Genomic DNA, 22163 nt, shown 5'->3' on the forward strand with positions numbered 1-22163 from the left:
GCCGGCAGGAGCCCATGGCCCAACCGCTCCTCGAGGTGCGCGGCCTCTCCGTCGAATACCGCGCCCGCGATGCCACCGTCTACGCCGTCTCCGGCGTCTCCTTCTCCCTCCAGCCCGGCGAGCTCCTCGCCATCGTCGGCGAATCCGGCTCCGGCAAATCCACCGTCGGCCTCGCCGTCCCCCGCCTCCTCCCGGCCGAAGCCGCCATCACCGCCGGCGCCATCACCCTCGGCGGCACCGACCTCCTCGCCCTCCCCGATGCCGAACTCCGCGGCTACCGCGGCCGCCGCATCGCCATGATTTTCCAGGACCCCGTCGCCGGCCTGAACCCCGTCATCGATATCGGCAGCCAGGTCGCCGAAATCCTCACCAGCCACCTCGACCTCGGCCGCAAAGAAGCCCGCCGACGTGCCATCGACCTCCTCTACCGCGTCGGCCTCGCCGAGCCCGAGCGCATCGCCCGCTCCTACCCCTTCCAGCTCTCCGGCGGCATGTGCCAGCGCGTCATGATCGGCATCGCCACCGCCCTCGACCCGCAGCTCCTCATCGCCGATGAGCCCACCAGCGCCCTCGATGTCACCGTCCAGGCCCAGATCCTCTACCAGCTCGAACGCCTCCGCGCCGAACGCGGCACCGCCGTCCTCCTCGTAACCCACGACTTCGGCGTCGTCGCCCAGGTCGCCGACCGCGTCGCCGTCATGTACGCCGGCCGCATCGTCGAAGAAGGCCCCGTCCGCGCCATCCTGCGCAGCCCGCTCCACCCCTACAGCCATGGCCTCCTCGCCACCCTCCCCCGCGTCGACGGCGTGCGGGCGCACCTCCACCAGATCCCCGGCAGTCCGCCCGAAATGACCGCCCCCGCCGCCCGCTGCCCCTTCCTTCCCCGCTGCGGCAAAGCCCTCAGCCGGTGCCGCGAAGCGTCGCCCCCGTCCCTCGAGCCTGCCGGGGACGGCGACCGCCGCGTCGCCTGCTACAACCCCATCTGGCAGGGCGCCCCGGCCGACTAACTCCGTTTCCCGCCCGCGAGCGGGCCCCGCACCGGCGCCAGCCGCGCCAGCCGTCCGAACGCCACCTCCAGCGCCACGTCGTCGTCCATCTCGTTCCTCTTGTGCGCCCGGTCCGCCTCCGCCAGGATGGCGAACGCCTCCCGCACCGCCGCCGTGCCGTGCCTTCGCGCCCGCTGCACAGCCGCCTGCTTCAGGTTCTGATACCTCGCCACATTCCCCAGCTGCCGGTCGATCTCCTCTTCGCTCGCCCCCTCCTCCAGCAGCGCGGCCAGCGCCCCCAGCGACCGGTACCGCTCGAACACCGCCCCGAGAATCCCCTGCTGCGACTCCCCCAGCGCCAGCCGCCGCCGCAGCAGGTCGAGCGCCGTCCCCAGGTCGCCGTCCATCAGCGCATCCACCATCCGGAAGTGGTCCGGCTCCCGCTCGCCCGCGCACACCCGCATCACATCCAGCACCGAAACCTCCCGCCCCATCGCCCAGAGCGCCAGCTTATCCAGCTCGTTCGCAATCAGCAGCGTGTTCCCGCCCAGCGTATTCGCCAGGTACGCCACCGGGTCCGTCTCCGGCGGCGGTTCCTCCCCGGGCTCCAGCTCCTCCCGCGCCGGCGCGCCGCTCCGGAACCGGATCCCCCGGATGCTCGCCTCCTCGCGGATATACCGCACCCGGTCCTGCTGCTTCGTGAGCGCCGGGTAGTGCTCCACTGTCACACCCGGCACCTTCTTCAGCAGCTGCACCAGCGGGTTCGCATCCGTCACCTGCCGCATCTGCTGCTCGGCAAGGAACGGCCGCCCGACGAACACCACCGCCGACGACTCTGGCACCTTTTCCAGCAGCGTCGGCAGCTCCGCCCAGGCGCCAGGTGCGCGCGGCCCCCGCGCCCCGCCCCGCGGCTCGTACCGCGCCAGCAGATTCTCCACCACGACCAGACGCAGCGGCGCCAGGAACGGCGGCGCCATCGCCGGCCCCACCACATCGGCCGGCTTCGCATCCCGCCCGTCGACCTCTGTGAAGTTATGGGCGAGCATGCCCGTCCCGCCGTCGGCCTGCTCCTTCAATTCGCGCAGCCGCCGCCGGATCGCCGCCTCGTCGCCCCCGTAGAGCAGCACGATCACGGGCCTCAGCCTACCGCACCGGGCATCCCGCCGCTCACCCCTCGGTCGTCAGCGCATACTCCAGCGCATCGGCCAGCGCCAGCCAGCTCGCCTCGATGATGTCCGTCGATGAGCCCACCGTCGTCCAGTGGCGTGTCCCGTCGGTGCTCTCGATGAGCACCCGCACCCGCGCCCCCGTCGCCGACTGGCTGTCCAGGATCCGCACCTTGTAGTCCACCAGCTTCACCTGCTCCAGCTGCGGGAAGAGCGGGTTGAGCGCCTTCCGTACTGCGCCGTCCAGGGCATTCACCGGGCCGTTCCCCTCGTGCGCCGTGTGGACCGTCTCCCCGTTGATGTTCAGCTTCACCATCGCCTCGGCGAGCATCTCATTCGCACCGTCGCCCTTCCGTACCCGCCGCCGCTCCACAATCACGAAATCCTCCAGCTCAAACGGCGGCTGGTAGCCCGGCAGGCTCCGTCGCACCAGCATCTCGAAGCTCGCCTCCGCGCCCTCGTACTGGTACCCCTGGGCCTCCCGTTCCTTCACCACTTCCAGCAGCCGCCTGATCTCCTCCTGCGACAGGAAATCGAGGCCCGCCTCCTTCAGCTTCACCAGCAGGTTCCGCTGCCCCGAAAGCTCTGAGACCAGCACCCGCGACCGGTTGCCCACCAGCGCCGGGTCCACATGCTGGTACGCCCGCTCGTCCTTGATGATCCCCGCCACGTGGTAGCCCGCCTTGTGCGCGAAGGCCGATGCCCCCACGTACGGCGTCTGCGGATTGAGCGCCATGTTCGCCAGCTCGGCCACGTAGTTCGCCACCTCCGTCAGCCGCGCCAGCTGCTCGTCGTCCAGCACATCGATGCCGTACTTCAGCTTCAGGTTCGCCGCGATGGTGAGGATGTCCGCGTTGCCGCACCGCTCGCCGTAGCCGTTCACACAGCCCTGCACCTGCCACACGCCGGCCTCCACCGCATGCAGCGAGTTCGCCACCGCCAGCCCCGCATCGTTGTGCAGGTGGATGCCCAGCCGCACGTCCTTGATCCGCTGCTGCACCGCCTCGATCGCCTGCAGCATCCGCCGCGTCGTCATCCCCCCGTTCGTATCGCACAGCACCAGCGCATCTGCGCCCGCCCGCGCCGCCGTCACGAGGCACTGCAGCGAATAGTCCGGGTCGCCGTAGAAACCGTCGAAGAAGTGCTCCGCATCGAAGAAGACCGTCTTCCCGAGCTGCTTGAAGTAGCGGACCGTGTCCGCAATCATCGCCAGGTTCTCTTCCGGCGTCGTCTCCAGGATCTCCGTCGCCTGGTACAGGCTCGCCTTCCCCACCAGCGTCACACCCGGCGTATCGGCCGCCACCATGCTCTGGATGTTCGCGTCCGTTTCGCACGTCGTGTTCGGCTTCCGCGTGCCGCCGAAGGCGCTCACCTTGGCGTTCCGCAGCTTCACCTCCCGCAGGCGCCGGAAGTACTCCGCATCCTTCGGGTTCGAACCCGGGAAACCGCCCTCAATCCACTCGAAGCCCAGCTCGTCGAGCTTCTTCGTAATCCGGATCTTGTCCTCCACCGAGAGCGAGATCCCTTCCATCTGGGACCCGTCGCGCAGGGTCGTGTCGTACAGCTGTACACGGTCGGTGGGCATAGAAATCCTTTCTCCAACTCAGGGGTGCGGCAGGAACGCTCAGCAGCAATCGGGACAGGGTCGGAACAGGGGAGGTTGGGAAAGGCGCTAAATCGCAACCCCGCGCGATGGACGCGGGGTGGCTCTCACCTCGGGCCGGCTGGCCAGTTTCATGGCACCCATGCTAGCACGGCTTCCCGTTCGCCGGGTAATCACGCCACAAACGCATTCACCGCCCGCTCCAGCTCGCCCAAATCGAACGGCTTCGGCAGGACCGTCGCGACCCGCCGCGTGCGCGGGTCGTCCGCGTCCAGCACCCCTTCCCCCGTCATCAGCACTACCGGCGGCCCCGGCTCCGAGGCCGCCTCGATTGCCGCCACCACCCGCATCCCGTCGCCATCGGCCAGGTGCAGGTCCAGCAGCACCAGGTCGAACCGCTCGCGCTCCAGCAGCTCCACCGCCTCCCGCGCCGAGGCGCACCACGTCACCTCATGCCCGTTATTCGTCAGCACCTGCCGAATCAGGCGAGAGATCGTCCGCTCGTCCTCCGCGAGCAGGATTTTCATTGGGGTCAGCCACCTCCACGGCCTCCGGGCCCGCCCAGCGGCAGCACTGCCGCTACCCTGGCGAAACGTTCGCGACGTTCGCAGTGTACGGATCCGCCCATCGCCACGACAAGCTGTCGCGCCCGGAAAAACGCAAATCCTGCGTCCGCCGCAATCGGCCGCGCCTCGCCGTCTGGCGTGCCGCTCGCAAACTCCACCACGGCCTGCCCCGGCTCCACCCGGCAGGTCAGCCGCACCGTGCCGCTCCCCTCCCCCATCCGATTCGCTGACCGCGCCAGCCCCGCCAGCGCCCGCACCAGCCGCCCCGCATCCCACGGCCCCTCCACCGTCGGCGGCGCTTCGCCTTCAATCGCCGGCGAGCCGCCCAGCAGCTCACCGGCCGCGCTCACCGCCGCCGCCAAATCGCACGGCCCCGGCGCCAGCGCCAGCTTCCCCCGCTCCAGCCGCGACATCTCCTGCAGGTCATCCGCCAGCTGCTGGAGGTCGTCCACCGAGGCCGCCAGCATCTCCGCCAGCTCCCGGTCGAGGTACAGCCCGCCCTCCGTGTCCGCATTCCGCTTCGCCAGCTCCATCACCATCCGGATCGAGGTGAGCGGCGTCCGGATCTCGTGGGCGAACGCTCCCATCGTTTCCCGGCGAAGCGTCTCGGCATCCGGCTCCTGCGGCCACTCCTCGGTCATGCATCCCCCTGGGGCTGCGCTCCCTGGGGGCCCCGCGCTACCTCGGCGCCTCCGGCCCCCGCACTGTCAGCGGAATCATACCGGCATCCGCGTCAGCGTCACGCGCCGCGACCGCCTGCTCCTCCGCGTGGTACGAACTCCGCACGACCGGCCCCGCCTCCACGTGCCGGAACCCCATCGCCAGCGCCTCCGCCTTCAGCTCCTCGAACTCCCGCGGCTCGTAGTACCGCCCGATCGGCAGGTGCGCCGGCGTCGGCTGCAGGTACTGGCCGACCGTCAGGATGTCGACCCCGTTCGCCGCCAGGTCCCGGAAGACCGCCAGCAGCTCCTCCCGCGTCTCCCCCAGCCCCACCATCAGCCCGCTCTTCGTCAGGGTGCCCGGGTCGAGCTCCTTCGCCCGCCGCAGCACCCGCAGCGACCGCTCATACACCGCCTGCGGCCGCACCGTCCGGTACAGCCGGGGCACCGTCTCCGTATTGTGGTTCAGGATCTCGGGCCGCGCTGCCATCACCGTCGCCAGCGCCGCCTCATCCCCCTTGAAGTCCGGGATGAGCACCTCAAACGTCGTGCCCGGCGAGAGCCGCCGCCCCCACCGGATCGTCTCCGCGAACATCCGCGCCCCGCCGTCCGGCAGCTCATCCCGGTTCACGCTCGTGATGACCGCATGCCGCAGCCCCATGCGCTGGATGGCCAGCGCCACACGCCGCGGCTCGTCCGTGTCCAGCGTGCCCGGGCGGCCGGTCTTCACCGCGCAGAACCCGCACGACCGCGTGCACGTATCGCCGAGGATCATGAACGTCGCTGTGCCCCGGCTCCAGCACTCCCCGATGTTCGGGCAGCGCGCCTCCTCGCACACGGTGTGCAGCTCGCTCTCGCGCATGAGCGCCACCAGCTCCCCGAACCGGCCCCCGGCCGGGAAGCGGACCTTCAGCCACGGCGGCCGCGCCGACGCCCGTTCCATACCTCGAGCGTAGCATGCCCGCCGGCCCCCTGCGGGCGGCCGCCTCACGGCGACGCCATCGCCGCCGCTTCCACCGCCTCGATCTTCGCGTCCGCCCCGCGGTACCACTCCCGGTACTCCGAAACGTTCCGCCGCCGCACCGCCTCGCGCCCTGCAGCCGTGTGCGCGGCCAGCTCGTCCAGCGCGGCATCGACCCGCGCCTTCCACGCCGCCAGCCGCTCCGTCGGCGCCTGCAGCGCCCGCAGCTCCCGCGCAAGGCAGAGCGTCCGATCCGCGTATGCCGCGAAATCCGGCCGGAAGGCATCCCGCCGGTAGAACCTGTCGTCGGGGTACACCTCCCGCAGCTCCTCGCGCGCCCGCCGCAGCTCCGCCGCGCCTGCCCGCACCCGCCCCACGAACGCCTGCGGCGAGACCGTCCCCGGTGTCGCCCGGCTCGTCGGCACTGCCTGCGGCGAGGGGCAGACCGTCTCGGCCGGGAAGTTCGCATCCGCTGTGCCGCACCCCGCCAGGATTGCCGCCGCCCCCAGCGCCGCCAGCACCGCCCTGCCCTTCACCGCTCGCCCTCCGCCTCCAGCCATGCGATCGCCGCCCGCACCGCCCTCCCCCGGTGGCTGATGGCGTCCTTCTCCTCGTCGGTCAGCTCCGCCTGCGTCCGCCCGTCCTCCACCACGAACACCGGGTCGTACCCGAACCCCCGCTCGCCCCGCGGCGCCGTGCCGATCCTGCCCTCCTCCACCCCTTCGAAGGTGACCGGCGGCCGGCCCGAGGCCCGGGGCCACGCCAGGGCGACCACCGCCCGGTAGCGCGCCGTCCGCCGTTCGTCCGGCACCCCTGCCAGCCGCTCGAGCAGCAGCTGCGTCCGCCCCGCATCGTCCAGCCCGGGCCCGCCGAAGCGCGCCGAGTACATGCCCGGCCCGCCGCCGAGCGCATCCACCTCAATGCCGGAATCGTCCGCGAGCGCCAGCATCCCCGTCGCGTCGGCGCATGCCTGCGCCTTCTTCACCGCGTTCTCCGCATAGCTCGCCCCGTCCTCCTCCACCGCGAACTCCACCCCGAGCTCCCGCGGCGTCAGCACCGTCCACCCGGCCGGCTCGAGCAGCCGCCGGAACTCCCGCACCTTCCCCGGGTTGTTCGTCGCCAGCACGATCCGCCGCAGTCCCGGCTCCTTCGCCACGCCAAGAGTGTCCCCGACGGCACCCGCCGCCGGCAAACGTCCGCCGCCCTGTGGTACATTCCCGCCCGCGAAACTTCGCACGAGGCAAACCATCTCATGCGCGCCATGGTGCTCCGCGGCAGGCAGCTCGCCGTCGAAACCGTCGAAACCCCCCGGCCAGGCCCCGGCCAGGTGCTCGCCCGCGTCCGCGCCTGCGGCATCTGCGGCTCCGACCTCCACGCCGCGAAGTACCTCGACGACATGATCGAAGCTGCCCGCCGCTCCGGCTCCGCCGAGTGGGACGCGGCCGCCGCCGAAGCCGGCATCATCATGGGCCATGAGTTTGTCGCCGAGGTCGTCGAAGCAGGCCCCGGCGCCGAAGCCTGGGCCCCGGGCACCCGCGTCACCTCCATCCCCGTGCTCGTCGACCCGTCCTCACCCACCGGCATGGCCGCCATCGGCTACAGCGCCAGGTACCCCGGCGCCTACGGCGAATACGTGCTCATGAGCGCGCCGCTCCTCCTCCGCGTCCCCGATACCCTGCCCGACACCGTCGCCGCCACGACCGAACCGTGCGCGGTCGGCCTCCACGCCGTCCGCGAAGCCCGCATGCAGCCCGGCGAAACTGCCCTCGTCATGGGCGCAGGCCCCATCGGCCTCATGACCCTCCTCTGGCTCAAGCACGAAGGCGTCCAGCACGTCGCCGTCTCCGAGCTCTCCCCCGAGCGCCGCGCCCTCGCCGGCCGCCTCGGCGCCGACCTCGTCATCGACCCCCGCGAAACCCACGTCCTCGAGGCCATCCAGGCCGCGACCGGCCGCCAGGCCCCGCCCGTCGTCTTTGAATGCATCGGCGTCCCCGGCACCCTCCAGCAGGCCATGGACCTCGTCGAGCGCATGGGCCGCGTCATCGTCGTCGGCGTCTGCATGCAGGAAGACCGCATCCTGCCCCTCGTCGGCATCAACAAGCAGCTCACCCTCAAATTCGTCCTCGGCTACACCCCGGCCGAGTATGCCGAAGCCCTCCAGGCCCTCGGCACTGGCGCGATCGATACCTCCCCGATGATCACCCGCACGGTCACCCTCGAGGAGCTGCCCGCCGCCTTCGAGGCCCTCGCCGACCCCCGCGACTGCAAGGTTGTCCTCGTCCCCGGCCCTGCCTGACCCTCCACCGTCGCCCCTCGGGTCACGTCGGCCGGAGCGCCCCTGCGCAGCTTGCAGCGGAGAACCCTGCTAGGCTACGCATCCCCACGTGGAAGACTTTTCGCTCATCACGTCCATCGCCATTGCCCTCGGCCTGGCTGCCGTGGGCGGCTTCGCTGCGCGCCTCGTCCGCCTCTCTCCCATCGTCGGCTACCTCGCCGCCGGTCTCCTCATCTCACCCGCCACCCCTGGCTACAAGGCCGACTCCGCCGCCATCCAGCAGCTCGCCAACATCGGCGTCATCTTCCTCATGTTCGGCGTCGGCCTCCACTTCAACCTGCGCGACCTCCTCTCTGTCCGCACCATCGCCATCCCGGGCGCCCTCATCCAGGTCTTTGCCGCCACCGCCGTCGGCACCGGAATCGGCCTCGCCTTCGGCCTCCCCTGGCGCGAAGCCCTCGTCCTCGGCCTCGCTATCAGCATCGCCTCCACCGTCATCCTCATCCGCACCCTCGAAGACCAGGGCCTCATGGGCACCATCCACGCCCGCGTCGTCATCGGCTGGCTCATCGCCCAGGACATCATCACCGTCATCGTCCTCGCCATGCTCCCCTCCCTCGGCCACGGCGATAACGGCCCCCTCTGGCAGAACGTCCTCCTCGCCCTCGGCCGCGGCGCGGTCTTCGTCGTCATCATGCTTGTGATCGGGGCCCGCCTCCTTCCTCGCCTCCTTTCCCTGGTCGCCCGTACAGGCTCCCGCGAACTGTTCGTCCTCGCCTTCGTCGCCGCTGCCCTCGGCATCGCCGCCAGCGCTGCCGCCTTCGGGCTCTCCATCGCCCTCGGCGCCTTCATCGCCGGCGTCGCCGTCTCCGAAACCGAAACCTCCCACCAGGTCGCCGCCGATGTCGTCCCCCTCCGCGACGCCTTTGCCGTCCTCTTCTTCGTCTCCGTCGGCATTCTCCTCGACCCCGACGTCGTCCGCGCCAATAAACTCCTCTTCCTCGCCATCCTCCTCTCTGTCCTCTTCGTGAACGCCGCTATCGCCTTCGTCACCGCTGCCGCCTTCCCCTTCTCCGGCCGGACCGCACTGGTCGTCGGCGCCGGCCTCGCCCAGCTCGGCGAGTTCACCTTCATCGTCGGCTCCGAAGGCATGCGCGAGGGCCTCATGACGGAAGAGACCTACGCCATCATCCTCGCCGTCGCAGCCATCTCAATCATCCTCAACCCCATCGCCTTCCGCACCCTCGACCCCATCGAGGCCGTCCTCCGCCGCCTCGGCCCTGTTTGGCGCTTCATCGACCGCCAGGGCGAAATCCCCCAGCCGCAGGTCCCCCGCTCCGACCACGTCGTCGTCATCGGCTACGGCCGCGTCGGCGAACTCACCGGCCACGCCCTCAGCCAGCTCGGCATCCCCTTTGCCGTTGTCGAAATCAACCTCGAACGTGCCCGAGCCCTGAACGCCGCCGGCATCCCCACCATCTGGGGCGATGCCGGCACCCGCGAAGTCCTCGAGCGGACCGGCATCGAACACGCCCGCTCCGTCGTCATCACCGTCCCGGAAGAAAGCGCTGCGTTCGTCGCCACCGCCGCCGCCCGTGCCCTCAACCCCGCCGTCCCCATCATCGTCCGCGCCCGCGCCGGCGGCGAAATCCGGCCCCTTTGCGAACTCGGCGCCAACGAAGTCATCGTCCCCGAGTACGAAGGCGGCCTCGAAATCATGCGCCAGACCCTCGTCTACCTCGGCTTCGACCCCCAGGAGGCGCTCCACCTCTCCAACGCCGTCCGCGATATCCACTACCAGGCCGAGGCCTTCGACCACCCAATTTGAACCAGCGCGGCGTCGGCCGCGCGGCACGGAAACGGGCCCGGCAGATGCCGGGCCCGCTGCGCTGTCCCCCTGCCGGGGCCGCTACTCGATTTCGACGACCGCGCCGGCTTCGGTCAGCTTCGCCTTGATCTGCTCCGCCTCCTCCTTGCCGACGCCTTCCTTCACCTTCGTCGGCGCCGCCTCCACGAGGTCCTTCGCCTCCTTCAGGCCGAGGCCGCTGATAACCTCGCGGATCGCCTTGATGACGTTGATCTTGTTGTCGCCGAAGCTCTTGAGGATGACGTTGAACTCCGTCTTCTCCTCATCGGCCGCAGCCGCCGGGGCCGCGCCCGCCGCCGGCGCCGCACCCGCTGCGACCACCATCGGCGCCGCCGCGGTGATGCCGAACTCCTCCTCGATCGCCTTGTTCAGGTCGCGCAGCTCGAGGATCGTCATCCCCTTGATGATTTCCAGCACTTCTTCGACTTTCGAAGCCATCTGTTTCTCCTTTGGTATCCGTGTACAGGGTCGCTGGCGGCCCTAGGCCGATTCCAGCTGCTTGGCCCGGGCATCGATCAGCCCGGCAAAGTTCCGAATCGTCGACTGCAGCAGCCCCGAGAACTGGTACAGCGGCGATTGCAGCTTGCTCACCACATCCGCAATCAGCTGCTCCTTCGGCGGCATCGTCGCGAGGCTTTCAACCTCGGCCCGGCTCAGCACCCGGCCTTCCAGCCAGCCGCCGTGCACCTCGATGTTCAGGCGCTTGCTGCGCAGGTGCTCCGTGAACGCCTTAACCGGCCCGATCGGGTCGTCGAAGCCGAAGACCATCGCCGTCGGCCCCTTCACGATCTCCGCCATCTCGGCCCGGCCAGCTTCCTTCGCCGCCATCGCCGCAAGCGTGTTCTTCACGACCTTCACTTCTGCGCCCGTCGGCCGGAGCGCCCGGCGCAGCTCCGTGATCTGCGCGACCGTCAGCCCACGATAGTCGGCGCTCACCGCTACCGAGGCCCGCGCTATGCGGTCCTTCACCTCGGCGAGCATCGCGACCTTCCGTGGAGTCGGCATACCGACCTCCTTCCTCTCTGGTGGCGGGGTCTCCCCCGCACAGGGCTGCACCCGAACCCGCAGAAACGAAAAATCCCTGCCGCCGCGGCAGGGACACCCCTTGCAAACGCCAGCGCCCTCGCGCCGGCATGCGCATCGCATCTCCGCCTCGGCAGGCGCCTTTCGGCATTCTCCCCGCGCCCCGGCCGGGACGCGTCGCATTGGGACCTGCGGTCTCAGGCTCTTCGACTGTCCTCCATACCCTATCCGCATCACCCCCAACGGACAAGCACAGGCCCGCCCGCCGGCCTGTACACTCCCTCCGCACACTCCCCCTCCCGAGGCGCCCATGTTCCCCACCGGCTCCTTCCGTGGCTTCGATATCCGGCTCGAACCGCCCGGCATCGCCATCATCACCTTCAACCAGCCCGAACGCCTCAACGGCCTCGCCCAGCCCATCAAGCGCGACCTCATCGAAGCCATCACCCAGGCCCAGATGGACGACCACGTCCGCGTCCTCCTCTTCACCGGCAGCGGCCGCGCCTTCTGCGCCGGCGATGACATCACCGGCCGCCCCCTCCCCGAGGGCCCGGCCCTCGTCCCCGAGATCTTCCCCGGCCACCGCGAGGAGATCGGCACCTACAACGGCCTCCGCGTCCTCTCCCAGTCGCTCAACACCGCCATCCGCAACCTCGATAAGCTCACCATTGCCGCAATCAACGGCGTCGCCATCCAGTCCGGCCTCTCCCTCGCCCTCGCCTGCGACTTCCGCATCGCCTCCACCGAAGCCCGCCTCGGCAGCGCCACCCTCCGCTTCGGCCTCCTCCCCGATGAAGGCGGCCACGCCCTCCTCATCCAGCATCTCGGCATCGCCAGGGCCATGGACTTCCTCATGCGCAAGCGCATCGTCTCCGGCGCCGAAGCCCTCGAGCTGGGCCTCGTCCACGAGCTCTGCGAGCCCGCCGAACTCATGGACCGCGCCATGGCACTCGCCCGCGAACTCGCCGAAGGCCCCCAGGTCGCCATGCGCCTCCTCAAACGCTCCCTCTACCTCGCCGCCGAGAGCACCTGGGCCCAGGCCCTCGAAGATATCGCCGCCCGGACCGCCATCAGCGACCACCACCCCGACGCCCGCGAGGGCGTCGCCGCCTTCCGCGAACGCCGCACGCCCCGCTTCAACGCCTGGCTCGAAGACCGCTGAATCCGCTCCGCCGGCAATCATTTCGAGCGAAACAATCTGCGCCCGGCCTGCCCCGGTGCCGAACCATCAGGTGAAAGGGTCGGTCGCTTCCCGTTGACAGCCGGGGTGGCCGGGTGCGGTCCGATGTGGCGTAATGTGACCATGGGCGAAGCCCCGCAGCCCCAGCGGCGCCTCAACTGGCCATCGCTTCGCCCGGCCAGCGACGACGAGCAACCGGCCGCCGACCCCTCCGGCACCTGGCTGCCCTCCGCTGCGCCGCGCGCCGCCGACCCCGGCAGCCTGCCGCCTCCCGCCTTCGACTGGCTCTACCGCGACCCCCGCCGCTGGGCGCCCCAGCACGGCCCCAGCGGCCGCGACCCCTCCGCCCTTCCCGGCCCCTTCCTCCCTCCCGGCACAGCCGATGCCTCGCCCCGCGTTCCCGCATCTCCGGCCCCCCCACTCGAACCCGCCCCCGTGGCCCCGCCCGCCGCTGCCGGCCGCAGCCGCGCGGTGCCGATCATCCGCGAAGTCGTCGAGACCCTCCTGCTGGCCGCCCTTGTCTTCCTCGCCGTCCGCGCCAGCGTCCAGCACTACCGCGTCGATGGCACCTCCATGTATCCCACCCTCGAAGACGGCGAGTTCCTCCTCGTCAACTCCCTCGTCTATACCCGGGTCGACGTCGAGGCCCTCGCCCGCTACGTCCCCGGCTGGGACCCCGGCCCCCCCGCACGCCGCCACCTCTTCCATGCGCCGAAACGCGGCGACATCGTCGTCTTCCACCACCCCTCGGGCGTCCACCGCGACCTCGTCAAGCGCGTCATCGGCCTCCCCGGCGAGACCGTGGAAATCCGCGGCGGCGTCGTCTACATCGATGGCCGCCGCCTGATCGAGCCATACCTCGCCGGTGGCGCCGTCCCCCTCGGCGACATGGCGCCCGTCGTCGTCCCGCCGGACAGCTACTTCGTCATGGGCGACAACCGCAACCACTCCCAGGACAGCCGCGTCTTTGGCCCCATCCCCGTCAACGACATCGTGGGAAAGGCGTTCCTCACCTGGTGGCCGCGCGAGAAATTCGGCCTCGCCCCGAACCAGGCGCCCCGCCTGGCCGGCGCCGAAGACTGACGCCCCCGGCCTCAGATAGTCAGCAGCTCCCGCACCCGGTCGATCGTCGCCTCGCTCACGCCCTGCTTCCGGAAGAACGCCTCCGCGCCGCCGTGCTCCCGGTGCAGCAGCTCGATGAACCCCGCCATCCGCTCCGGCGGCGTCGAAAGCCGCGCCCGGATCTCCTCCTCCGTCCCCTCCAGCTGCCGGCCGCTCGCCCGCAGGTACGCCAGCAGCCGGTCGATGCTCGCGTCGCTCAGCCCGTATTCGTGGGCGATGTCCGCCGGGTCCGCCCCAAGCACGTCCATAATCATCCCCACCAGCACCCCGGTCCGGTCCTTGCCCGCCGTGCAGTGCACCAGGAACGGGTAGCGCGGCTCCTCCGCGAACAGCTCGAATGCGCGCGCCAGCCGGTCCCCGCCGATCTCCAGGTAGTGCAGGTACCGCTGCGGCGATGGCCCCTGCCCGTACAGGCCGTTCAGCTCCGCAATCAGGTCCTCCTGCCGCCACTCCTCCCGGAAAATCGAAAGCCATACCACCCGGTCGCTCAGTGGGTGTGGCCCGTTCGCCATCGCCAGCTCGTCCGGGTGCCGCAGGTCGAGAATCGTCCGCACCCCGATCACCCGCTCCAGCACCTCCCGGTCGCGCGGCGTCATCGGCTCGAGCGCGCCCGAGCGGAACAGCCGCCCCGGCCGCATGGTCCGCCCGCCTGCCACGCGGTACGGCCCCACGGGCCGGAAATTGTGAACGCCTTCGAGGTCACCGGGAATCGCCGTATCGTGCATACCCACAATCTACGGGATTCGAACCGCCCGCGTGTTCACAGGCCGTTCACATCCGGCCGCCGCGCCCGTCAGCCGCCGCAGGTTGCGTCCCCCACCGCCACGTTCACCACCGCTGTCCGCGTCACCCCGTCGGGGAATACCGCCTCCATCGTCACCGCGAAACACCCCTCCGAAGGGAACGTGACCGTCACCCCATGCACATCCCGCACCGTCCCGGAGGGCGTCACCCACGTCACCCGCAGCGGCACCGGCCGCGAGGCATCGAAGTACGTCGCCGATTCCCTTACACCGACCCGCAGCGGCCCCGCAATCGCCGCATAGGGGCCCGTCGGCGTGGCTGTTGCCGTCGGCGTCGCCGTCGGTGCCGGCGTCGGCGTCGCCGTAGCCGTGGCCGCGGGGGTCGCGGTTGGCGCCGGGGCCTGCCCGGCCGTCCGCGGTGTCGGGGTTGCCGTTGCGGTCGCAGGGGCGCCCGGGACCTCGGCGGTCCCCGCCGCCGTCGCTGCCGGCGTCGGTGTCGCGACCCCGCCCGCCGGCAGCGGAATCGCCGTCCGTGTCCCCGCCACCGCCGTCACCGGCGTGAATCCCGCCGTCGGCGTCGCTTCCGGCTCGGCCGCCACAAAAGTCCGTCCGCCGTCCTTCCCGACCTGCGCCACAATCAGCGCTGCCGCGATCATCCCCAGCCCCGCCGCCACCAGCAGCCCGCCCGCCACGCTCAGCGTGCTCGAACTCCACGCGCTCCGCGGCCCTGCGCTGTCCCCCGCCGGCAGGTACCCGATCTCCCGCGCAAACGCGACCACCGCCGCCTCGAACTCGCGCGGCTGCTCGAGGTTCGCCGCGTGCCCCGCCTCCGGCAGGTCCACTACCCGCGCGAGCCCGGGCGGCAGCTGCGCCAGGAATCCCGGCAGCACCTCCATGAAGTCGCGGTCCCGCTGCCCGGCCACCACCAGCACCGGCACCCGCAGCTCAGGCAGCCGCTCGAACGCGTTGACGAAGGGGATGAGGCCTTCCGCTGTCCCGGCCAGCCCCGCCGGCGTCAGCCGGTCGAAGTCCCGCGTCAGCAGCTCGCGCGACCGCTGGTCCAGCCGGCGGCCATGCGCCGGGTAGAGCCGCGTCCGTTTCAGGAACTCCGTGCCCTCGGCCCGGACCCGCGCCGCCAGCTCCGCCATCCCCGCCCGCGCCGCCTCCGCCCATGCCGGCGTCCCGGCCGCCGACGCCGAGTTGATGATTACGAGCCCCGCGAACCGCTCCGGCGCCGCCAGCGCGCACCGCACCGCCACCGCCCCGCCCAGCGAATGCCCGCAGAGCAGCACCCGCTCGTCGCCCAGCGCATCCATCAGCCCAAGGATTCGCTCCACCGCCGGGCCGGGCCCGTACAGCGCGGGGTCGTCCGGCGCATCCGAACCCCCGTGCCCCAGCAGCTCCACGGTCACGACCGTAAAGTGCTCCCGCAGCGCCGCAACATTTGCTGCGAACGACGCCGCGCTCGCCGTGAACCCGTGCAGGAGATAGATCGGCGGTCCATCCCCGGGGTGGGGATACCGCTCGTATGCAATGCGCTGCCCCGGCTCGCCGTAGAGCGGCATGGGCTGACTCTAGGTGCTCCCGGCCGCCCGGGCAAGACATCGCCCCTTACCCGTCCTTCCGGTCGTACTCCGGCAAATACGGTTTCACATCGAGCACCGGCGTCCCGTCGATCGCATCCAGCCCCCGCACCCGCAGCGCCAGCCCCTCCCGCCCGAGCAGCTCCACCACCGAAACCCCGAGGTGGTTCGGCCGCAGCTGGCTCCGCGTCGCGAAAATCCCCGCCATCCGGCCCCCGGCCAGCTCCAGCTGCTCCGGCTTCTCCGGCGCACCCTCCGCCACGTCGAGGTAGAACACCACAATCACATGCCGGAACCGCTCGATCCCCTCCAGCCGCCGCGCGTGCTCCGGCTCGAACACGACCGTGCTCTCGACGTTCGCCCAGCCGTGCGGCCGCGGCTTCGCCACCGGACTCCGCACGAACGCGACCGCCCGCAGCGTCACCTCCCGCGGCGGCTCGGGCCGCACCCATGCCTCGCCGTCCCGTCGGAACAGCCGCCTCCAGTCCATGACGGCCAGTGTCGCGCCCGCAGACCCTGTCCGCCACCTGCCAGTCCCGGTTCCGCTCCGGTAAAGCGTCTGCACGCACCCCGGTCGCCCTTGCGTCCCTGATCTATACTTGCGCCGGCTCAATCGCAGCAATAGGAGGCATCAATCCATGACACTCGGTGGCTATGCCGGCCGTGTCGGCACCGTCGACCTCACCAGCGGGACCGTCAGCTACGCCCCCATCCCCGAAGAGTGGGCCCGCAAGTACATCGGCGCCCGCGGCGTCGGCGTCCGCTACGTCTTCGAAGCAGGCCCCGGCGTCGACCCGCTCGGCCCCGACAACGTCCTCTGCTTCATGAACGGCCCGCTCACCGGCACCGAAGCCTCCATGAGCGGCCGCCTCGCCATCGTCACCAAAAGCCCCCTGACCGGCACCGTCACCGATAGCCACCAGGGCGGCTGGAGCGCCGCCCGCCTCCGCTGGGCCGGCTTCGATGGCCTCGTCTTCAAAGGCATCTCCCCGAAGCCCGTCTACGCCTACGTCCACGACGGCATGGTCGAACTGAAGGATGCCTCCGACCTCTGGGGGAAGGGCGTCCACGAGACCATCGATATCCTCAAGCAGCGCCACGGCGCCGATGACCTCAGCGTCATGGCCATCGGCCAGGCCGGCGAAAACACCGTCCGCTTCGCCAGCTGGATCAACGAGCACGACCGCGCCTCCGGCCGCGGCGGCACCGGCTGCGTCGGCGGCGCAAAGAAGCTCAAAGCCGTCGTCATCAAGGCCGCCCGCAACTACCCCCGCGCCGCCGACCGCGACGCCTGGCGCACCGCCCACAGCAACGCCCTCAAAAAGATCATGGACGAGGCCAACATCACCTCCCCGCGCAAGGGCGGCCTCTCTGTCTACGGCACCAACGTCCTCATGAACGTCACCAACACCATCGGCGCCCTCGGCGCTCGCAACAGCCAGGAAACCCACTTCGACGGCGCCGAAAAGCTCTCCGGCGAGTACGTCAAAGAGCACTACCTCATCGACGACCCCACCTGCCACGCCTGCCCCGTCGCCTGCAAGAAAGAGGTCGAAATCAAAGAAGGCCCCTACAAGGTCAAGATGGAGTCCGTCGAGTACGAGCCCGCCTGGTCGCTCGGCGCCAACTGCGGCAACGACGATGTCGCCTCCGTCGCCTTCATGATCGACCGCGCCAACGACTGGGGTTACGACGCCATCGAAATCGGCCAGGCCCTCTCCTGCCTCATGGAGGCCACCCAGCGCGAGTACATCCCCGCCAGCGAAGGCATCGCCTGGGGCGACCGCGACCGCATGATCGAGGTCATGCGCATGGTCGCCTTCCGCGAAGGCATCGGCAACCGCCTCGCCGACGGCATCGAACCCTTTGCCCGCTCCATCGGCCACCCCGAACTCGCCATGACCGTCAAGGGCCAGGCCACCCCCGCCTACGACCCACGCGGCCTCAAGGGCATGGGCCTCGGCTACGCCACCTCCAACCGCGGCGCCTGCCACCTCCGCGGCTACAGCCCCGCCTCCGAACTCGGCGTCATCGGCCTCAAAACCGACCCCCTCGCCTGGCAGGGCAAGGGCGAACTCCTCAAGCTCCTCCAGGACATCCACGCCTTCAGCGACTCGCTCGACCTCTGCAAGTTCTCCGCCTTCGCCGAAGGCCCCGAAGAGTACGCCGAGCAGTACCGCGTCATGACCGGCATCGACAACTTCGGCCCCGATGACGTCATCAAGGCCGGCGAACGCATCTACAACCTCGAGCGCTACTACAACAACCTCGCCGGCTTCCGCGAAGGCTCCGATACCCTCCCGAAGCGCTTCCTCGAAGAGCCCTCCAACTCCAAAGGCTCCATGGGCCAGGTCTGCGAACTCGACCTCATGCTCGAGGAGTACTACCGCGTCCGCGGCTGGAAGAACGGCGTCGTCCCCGAGGACAAGCTCAAAGAGCTCGAGATCGTCTGACACCACGCCGCCGACGGACCCGGGGGCCTGCTGAACAGGCCCCCGGGTCCGCCGGAAGCAGCTCCGGAGCGCAACTTGTGCCTTCCCGGGGCGGGCATAGCATACCTCCATGAGCGCCCGCTCTTGGGGGCCGCTGACTCGCTTCTACACCCGCCCGGGACGGCGTCGCCTCTATGGCATCGTTGGGCTTGGCGTGGTCATCGGGCTCGTAGCCGGCCTCGGCGCTATCACCTTCTACGAAGCTGTCGACCTCGCGACGGAGCTCCTCCTCGGCAATCTCGCAGGCTTTCGCCCCCCGGTGCCCCTCGGCGAGGGTGCCGTCGATGCCAGCGGCCCGGAGCGCGCCTGGGTCCTTCCCCTCCTGGTTGCCGCCGGCGGCCTCGCCAGCGGCATCATCGCCGCGCGTCTCGCTCCCGAAGCCGCCGGCCACGGCACCGATGCCGCAATCCACGCCTTCCACTGGAAAAGCGGCCGCGTCCGCTGGCAGGTTGTCCCCGTCAAACTCGTCACCGCAGCCCTGACGATCGGCTCCGGCGGCTCCGCCGGCCGCGAAGGCCCGGCCTCCCAGATCGGCTCCGGCTTCGGCGCCTTCCTCGCCGACCGCTTCGGACTCGACGCCGCCGGCCGCCGCCACGCCCTCGCAGCAGGCATGGGCGCCGGCATCGGCGCCATCTTCCGCGCACCCCTCGGCGGCGCCATGCTCGCCGCAGAGGTCCTCTATCGCCACGACTTCGAAGCCGATGTCGTGCTCCTGTGCCTCATCAGCTCAATCGTCGCCTACTCCCTCTTTGGAGCCTACGCCGATTACTCCCCCGTCTTCGGCGGCGCCGGCGACTTCTCCTTCGCGAACCCCGTGGAGCTGCCCTACTACGCAGCCTTCGGCCTCCTCGCCGGTCTCACCGGCATCCTTTACGCACGCGTCTACTACGCCGCCGAAGCACAATTCCACCGGCTCGCCGTCCCGCCCTGGCTCAAGCCAGCCCTCGGCGGAGCCGCCGTCGGTGCCGTCGGTATCGCCGCGCCCGAGGCCATCCACCTTGGCTACGGCTGGGTCCAGCAGTGCTTCACCCCGGAAGGCGTGATGGCCTTCTCCCCGTGGCTCCTCCTCGCCCTGCCATTCCTGCGTATCGTCACGACCGCCCTCTCCGTCGGCTCCGGCGGGTCCGGCGGCACCTTCGGTCCCGGCATGGTCATCGGCGGCCTCCTCGGCGCAGCCTGCTGGCGCTTCGGCCACGATCTCCCCGGCTTCCCCCAGGAGCCCGGCCCCGTCGTCATCATCGGAATGGTTGCCCTCTTCGGCGCCATCGCCCATGTCCCGCTCGCCATGCTCCTCATGGTCGCCGAGATGACCGGCAACCTCTCCCTCCTCGCGCCCGCAATGGCTGCCGTCGCCGTCGCCACCCTCGTCGTCGGCGACGAGACCATCTACCGCGAGCAGCTCCCGACCCGCGCAGATTCCCCCGCACACCGGCACCGGTTCGCCTTCCCGCTCCTCTCCGCCCTCCCCGCCCGCCAGGCCGTCATCCCCCTGCCCGTCCTCGAGCCGCAGCTCGACGCCGCCAGCGCCCTCACACAGCTCAAGAGCGCAGGCGCCCGCCATGCAGTCACCCGGATCGATCCATCCCGCCTCGCAGAGGTACAGGCCGCCCGCCTCGAATCCGGCGCCGCAACTGTCGCAGAAGTCGCCGTACCCCTCCCCGCCGCCATCCAGGCAGACTGGCCCCTCGACCGTGCGCTCGACGTCCTCTCCGCCCACGAGCGCCGCTGGCTCCCCGTCGTCGATGGCGACAGCCCCGGCTCGCCCGTCATCGGCCAGATCGATGCCCGCTCACTCCTCCGCTCCTACCGGCGCGCCGCCTCCAGCCAGGTCCGCCCCCTCGGCGCCCTCACCGAGAACATCGAAGCGCTCGACGCCGTCCTGTCACCCGCTTCGCCACTCTGCCACCGCCGCCTCGCCGACATCGAGTTCCCAGCCGGCGCCCGCATCGCAGCCGTCGAACGCGATGGCCAGGCCATCGTTCCCCGTGGCGAGCTGATCCTCCTCCCCGGCGACCGCGTCGCCGTCACCTTCGTCCCCTCCGCCCGCGCCGCCGTCCTCAACCTTTTCGCCCCGCCGGCGCAGGAGCCCAAAGCCTAGTCCCGCGCGTAACCCCCCTCCCGCAGCCGCCGCCACACCTCCCCGCTCGACGAATACCGCTCCATCAGGTACGGGTACACCGCCGGGATGTTGAACAGCTCCTCCATGCACAGCTGCGAGAGGTAGCGGTCCAGCACCACCGGGTGCTCGTCCGGGTCCACCAGGTCGATCTGCAGCCCTGTCTCATAGCCCCCGGCCGCGGCAGGCATGCCCGCTGCCTGCTGGATGACCAGCCCCTTCTCCACCAGCGATTCCACCGCCGCCCGCAGCCGCGCCCGGAACTCTGCCGTCACCCGGACCCCATCCTCCGCCAGGTGCGCGTGCCGCTCGCCGGTCTCCGCCAGGCTCACCACCACCGCCGTCACGTGGTCCACCCGGAACGTATCGCTGCCCGCCGCCTTCGAGGGCGGCAGCCCCACCGAAAGCACGCCCAGCAGCGCGCGCTCGACCGGGTCAAGGTCCTCGGGCTGGTACGCCGGCATGCCAACAGCGTAGCGCACCGGCCCCGTCCGTTCAGGTCAGCGCTCTTGCTGCCCGCGGCACCATCCCCTGGAGGAGGCTAGAAGTTCAGGTAGAGCGCGGGGTCGACGAAGCCGCCGTTGTACCGGATTTCGAAGTGCAGGTGGTGGCCCGTCGTGAAGCCCGTCAGCCCCGTCAGGCCGATCGTCTGCCCGGCGCTCACCGACTGCCCCGGCACCACGTCGATCTGGCTCATGTGGGCGTACAGGGTCGACCACCCGCCGCCGCAGTCGATGACCACGTAGTAGCCGTAGCTGTACGTCAGGTACTCCGTCCGGCTGACCACGCCGTCGCACACCGCGAACAGCGGCGAGGGGCCGAACCCGTACAGGTCAAGGTCGATGCCGGTGTGGTACGAGGAGCCGCCCCGCGGCGTCCCGAACGGATCGCTGATGCCGCGCCAGGCCGCCAGCGGGAAGTTCTTAAAGATCCCGCCCGAGCTCGGCGCAGGTGCATCCCCCGCCGAGGGTCCCGCCGGCGTGCCCGGCTGCGAGGGCCGCTGCGGCGGCGGCGGAGGCGGTGGCGGAGGCTTGATCTTCGCCCCCACCAGGAGCAGCACCTTGCCCGCCTCCAGGTTGTTCGGGTCCGTAATGTTGTTCGGCTTGTACTCGACCACCTGCGCCGCAGTGATGTTGTCGTACTGCTGCACGATCGAATCGACCGTCTCGCCGTACGCCACCTTGTGCAGGATGCCGTCCTTCCGCGGCACGATCAGGATGAGCCCTTTCGGCAGCAGATTCGGATTCCGCACCGTCGGGTTGTTGTCCAGCAGCGTCTGCATCGAAATCCCGAACTTCGCAGCTACACCCGAGACCGTGTCGCCCGCCTGCGTCTCGTACTCCACAATCGGGCTCCGCGGGTCGATGATGTCCGCCAGCGGCTTGATGCCCGCGCCGACCTCGCCCGAGGTCGCCGCTGCCGCTGTCACTCCTGCCGAAAGCGAATGCACCGGCGAAACGCCGCCCACCGCCCGCGCGTCCAGCGCCTCCGTGCGGGATGCCACCGCCACCACCGAGCCGAGCGTCTGCGTGGTTGCTGCCGGCCGGAACACGGCCTGGCCCGGGCGCTGCGCCGCACCTGCAACGCCGGAAAATGCGAACTGGGGAACCGGTGCCTGTGCCGATGCCGAGGAGCGGGCCGGGAATCGCGTGGCCGAAACGACGGCGACGAGGGCCAGCGCCACGATCAGGACGTGGACCGTAAGTCGCCCGTGGCGCCGTGCGTGCGCGTGTGAACGCGCGCGGGTTCCTTCGATTCCCATACGCAAATGTGCTGGCGCGTCGCGGAAGCGAACCGCTGACGCGGGCTGAGCACAGCCGT

Annotated in this window: 21 protein-coding genes; 7 read left to right on the top strand and 14 right to left on the bottom strand. The window is 70.4% G+C overall.

All coding sequences use genetic code 11. The features are described from left to right. Positions 1-14: 14 nt before the first annotated feature. Entirely contained in the window at positions 15-1007 is a 993-nt protein-coding gene (locus tag A9A59_RS04500) for an ABC transporter ATP-binding protein (protein ID WP_098503140.1), read from the top strand. Here the strand turns inward: A9A59_RS04500 and holA are convergent. From holA to rdgB, 7 genes are all read right to left on the bottom strand, one after another. Then, positions 1004-2119 (bottom strand): DNA polymerase III subunit delta, encoded by a 1116-nt coding sequence (gene holA, locus A9A59_RS04505; protein WP_098503141.1) that lies wholly within the window; start codon positions 2117-2119, stop codon positions 1004-1006. The genes A9A59_RS04500 and holA overlap by 4 nt on opposite strands. Positions 2120-2153: 34 nt before the next feature. Beyond that, positions 2154-3737, bottom strand: coding sequence for a citramalate synthase (cimA, locus tag A9A59_RS04510; protein WP_098503142.1), 1584 nt, complete (start codon positions 3735-3737; stop codon positions 2154-2156). A 191-nt stretch (positions 3738-3928) separates the two neighbouring features. Beyond that, positions 3929-4282 carry a response regulator gene (locus A9A59_RS04515; RefSeq protein ID WP_098503143.1) on the bottom strand — a complete coding sequence of 118 codons (354 nt, stop codon included), beginning with the start codon at positions 4280-4282 and terminating at the stop codon, positions 3929-3931. A 5-nt stretch (positions 4283-4287) separates the two neighbouring features. Next, positions 4288-4962, bottom strand: a complete 675-nt coding sequence (locus A9A59_RS04520; RefSeq protein WP_098503144.1) for a sensor histidine kinase — start codon at positions 4960-4962, stop codon at positions 4288-4290. A 37-nt stretch (positions 4963-4999) separates the two neighbouring features. Beyond that, positions 5000-5923 (bottom strand): lipoyl synthase, encoded by a 924-nt coding sequence (lipA, locus tag A9A59_RS04525; protein WP_098503145.1) that lies wholly within the window; start codon positions 5921-5923, stop codon positions 5000-5002. A 44-nt stretch (positions 5924-5967) separates the two neighbouring features. Continuing rightward, on the bottom strand, positions 5968-6477 hold the full coding sequence (locus A9A59_RS04530; protein WP_098503146.1) for a hypothetical protein: 510 nt from the start codon (positions 6475-6477) through the stop codon (positions 5968-5970). Beyond that, the gene (gene rdgB, locus A9A59_RS04535) at positions 6474-7097 is read right to left on the bottom strand and encodes an RdgB/HAM1 family non-canonical purine NTP pyrophosphatase (RefSeq protein WP_278286791.1); all 624 of its coding nucleotides are present in this window, start codon (positions 7095-7097) and stop codon (positions 6474-6476) included. Before rdgB ends, A9A59_RS04530 begins: the two co-directional genes overlap by 4 nt. 105 nt (positions 7098-7202) lie before the next feature. Here rdgB and A9A59_RS04540 point away from each other — a divergent pair, with 105 nt between their 5' ends. Together A9A59_RS04540 and A9A59_RS04545 are read left to right on the top strand one after the other, a co-directional pair. After that, complete coding sequence (locus A9A59_RS04540) at positions 7203-8237, top strand: zinc-binding dehydrogenase (RefSeq protein ID WP_278286792.1); 1035 nt, start codon at positions 7203-7205, stop codon at positions 8235-8237. An 88-nt stretch (positions 8238-8325) separates the two neighbouring features. Further along, positions 8326-10044, top strand: coding sequence for a cation:proton antiporter (locus A9A59_RS04545; protein ID WP_098503149.1), 1719 nt, complete (start codon positions 8326-8328; stop codon positions 10042-10044). 81 nt (positions 10045-10125) lie between these two features. Here the strand turns inward: A9A59_RS04545 and rplL are convergent, their stop codons facing one another. Both rplL and rplJ read right to left on the bottom strand, forming a co-directional pair. Further along, a complete protein-coding gene (gene rplL, locus A9A59_RS04550; RefSeq protein WP_098503150.1) occupies positions 10126-10521 on the bottom strand; it encodes a 50S ribosomal protein L7/L12 in 396 nt (131 codons plus the stop codon). A 42-nt stretch (positions 10522-10563) separates the two neighbouring features. Then, positions 10564-11088 (bottom strand): 50S ribosomal protein L10, encoded by a 525-nt coding sequence (gene rplJ, locus A9A59_RS14000; protein ID WP_165772496.1) that lies wholly within the window; start codon positions 11086-11088, stop codon positions 10564-10566. Positions 11089-11416: 328 nt separating this feature from the next. Here rplJ and A9A59_RS04560 point away from each other — a divergent pair, with 328 nt between their 5' ends. Together A9A59_RS04560 and lepB are read left to right on the top strand one after the other, a co-directional pair. Continuing rightward, on the top strand, positions 11417-12268 hold the full coding sequence (locus A9A59_RS04560; protein ID WP_165772497.1) for an enoyl-CoA hydratase/isomerase family protein: 852 nt from the start codon (positions 11417-11419) through the stop codon (positions 12266-12268). 141 nt (positions 12269-12409) lie between these two features. Continuing rightward, positions 12410-13369: a signal peptidase I gene (lepB, locus tag A9A59_RS04565; RefSeq protein ID WP_098503152.1), complete on the top strand. Its 960-nt coding sequence runs from the start codon at positions 12410-12412 to the stop codon at positions 13367-13369. A gap of 11 nt (positions 13370-13380) precedes the next feature. Here the strand turns inward: lepB and A9A59_RS04570 are convergent, their stop codons facing one another. The 3 genes from A9A59_RS04570 to A9A59_RS04580 all read right to left on the bottom strand — a co-directional run bounded on the left by A9A59_RS04570 (position 13381) and on the right by A9A59_RS04580 (position 16224). Next, positions 13381-14133 (bottom strand): tyrosine-protein phosphatase, encoded by a 753-nt coding sequence (locus A9A59_RS04570; protein ID WP_098503153.1) that lies wholly within the window; start codon positions 14131-14133, stop codon positions 13381-13383. Positions 14134-14201: 68 nt separating this feature from the next. Beyond that, positions 14202-15716 (bottom strand): alpha/beta fold hydrolase, encoded by a 1515-nt coding sequence (locus tag A9A59_RS04575; RefSeq protein WP_098503154.1) that lies wholly within the window; start codon positions 15714-15716, stop codon positions 14202-14204. A gap of 46 nt (positions 15717-15762) precedes the next feature. Further along, positions 15763-16224 (bottom strand): SAM-dependent methyltransferase, encoded by a 462-nt coding sequence (locus tag A9A59_RS04580; RefSeq protein WP_098503155.1) that lies wholly within the window; start codon positions 16222-16224, stop codon positions 15763-15765. Positions 16225-16372: 148 nt separating this feature from the next. Here A9A59_RS04580 and A9A59_RS04585 point away from each other — a divergent pair, with 148 nt between their 5' ends. Beyond that, positions 16373-18187, top strand: coding sequence for an aldehyde ferredoxin oxidoreductase family protein (locus A9A59_RS04585; RefSeq protein WP_098503156.1), 1815 nt, complete (start codon positions 16373-16375; stop codon positions 18185-18187). A gap of 109 nt (positions 18188-18296) precedes the next feature. Then, positions 18297-20324, top strand: coding sequence for a chloride channel protein (locus A9A59_RS04590; RefSeq protein ID WP_098503157.1), 2028 nt, complete (start codon positions 18297-18299; stop codon positions 20322-20324). On the opposite strand, the gene A9A59_RS04595 is transcribed toward A9A59_RS04590, so the two are convergent. Next, on the bottom strand, positions 20321-20806 hold the full coding sequence (locus A9A59_RS04595; RefSeq protein WP_098503158.1) for a hypothetical protein: 486 nt from the start codon (positions 20804-20806) through the stop codon (positions 20321-20323). The two genes, A9A59_RS04590 and A9A59_RS04595, sit on opposite strands and share 4 nt — an antisense overlap. 77 nt (positions 20807-20883) lie before the next feature. Next, entirely contained in the window at positions 20884-22026 is a 1143-nt protein-coding gene (locus A9A59_RS04600; RefSeq protein ID WP_165772498.1) for a peptidoglycan DD-metalloendopeptidase family protein, read from the bottom strand. Between the last annotated feature and the right edge of the window lie 137 nt (positions 22027-22163).

It is taken from the genome of Tepidiforma thermophila (assembly GCF_002563855.1).
Classification (GTDB): Bacteria; Chloroflexota; Dehalococcoidia; order Tepidiformales; family Tepidiformaceae; genus Tepidiforma; species Tepidiforma thermophila.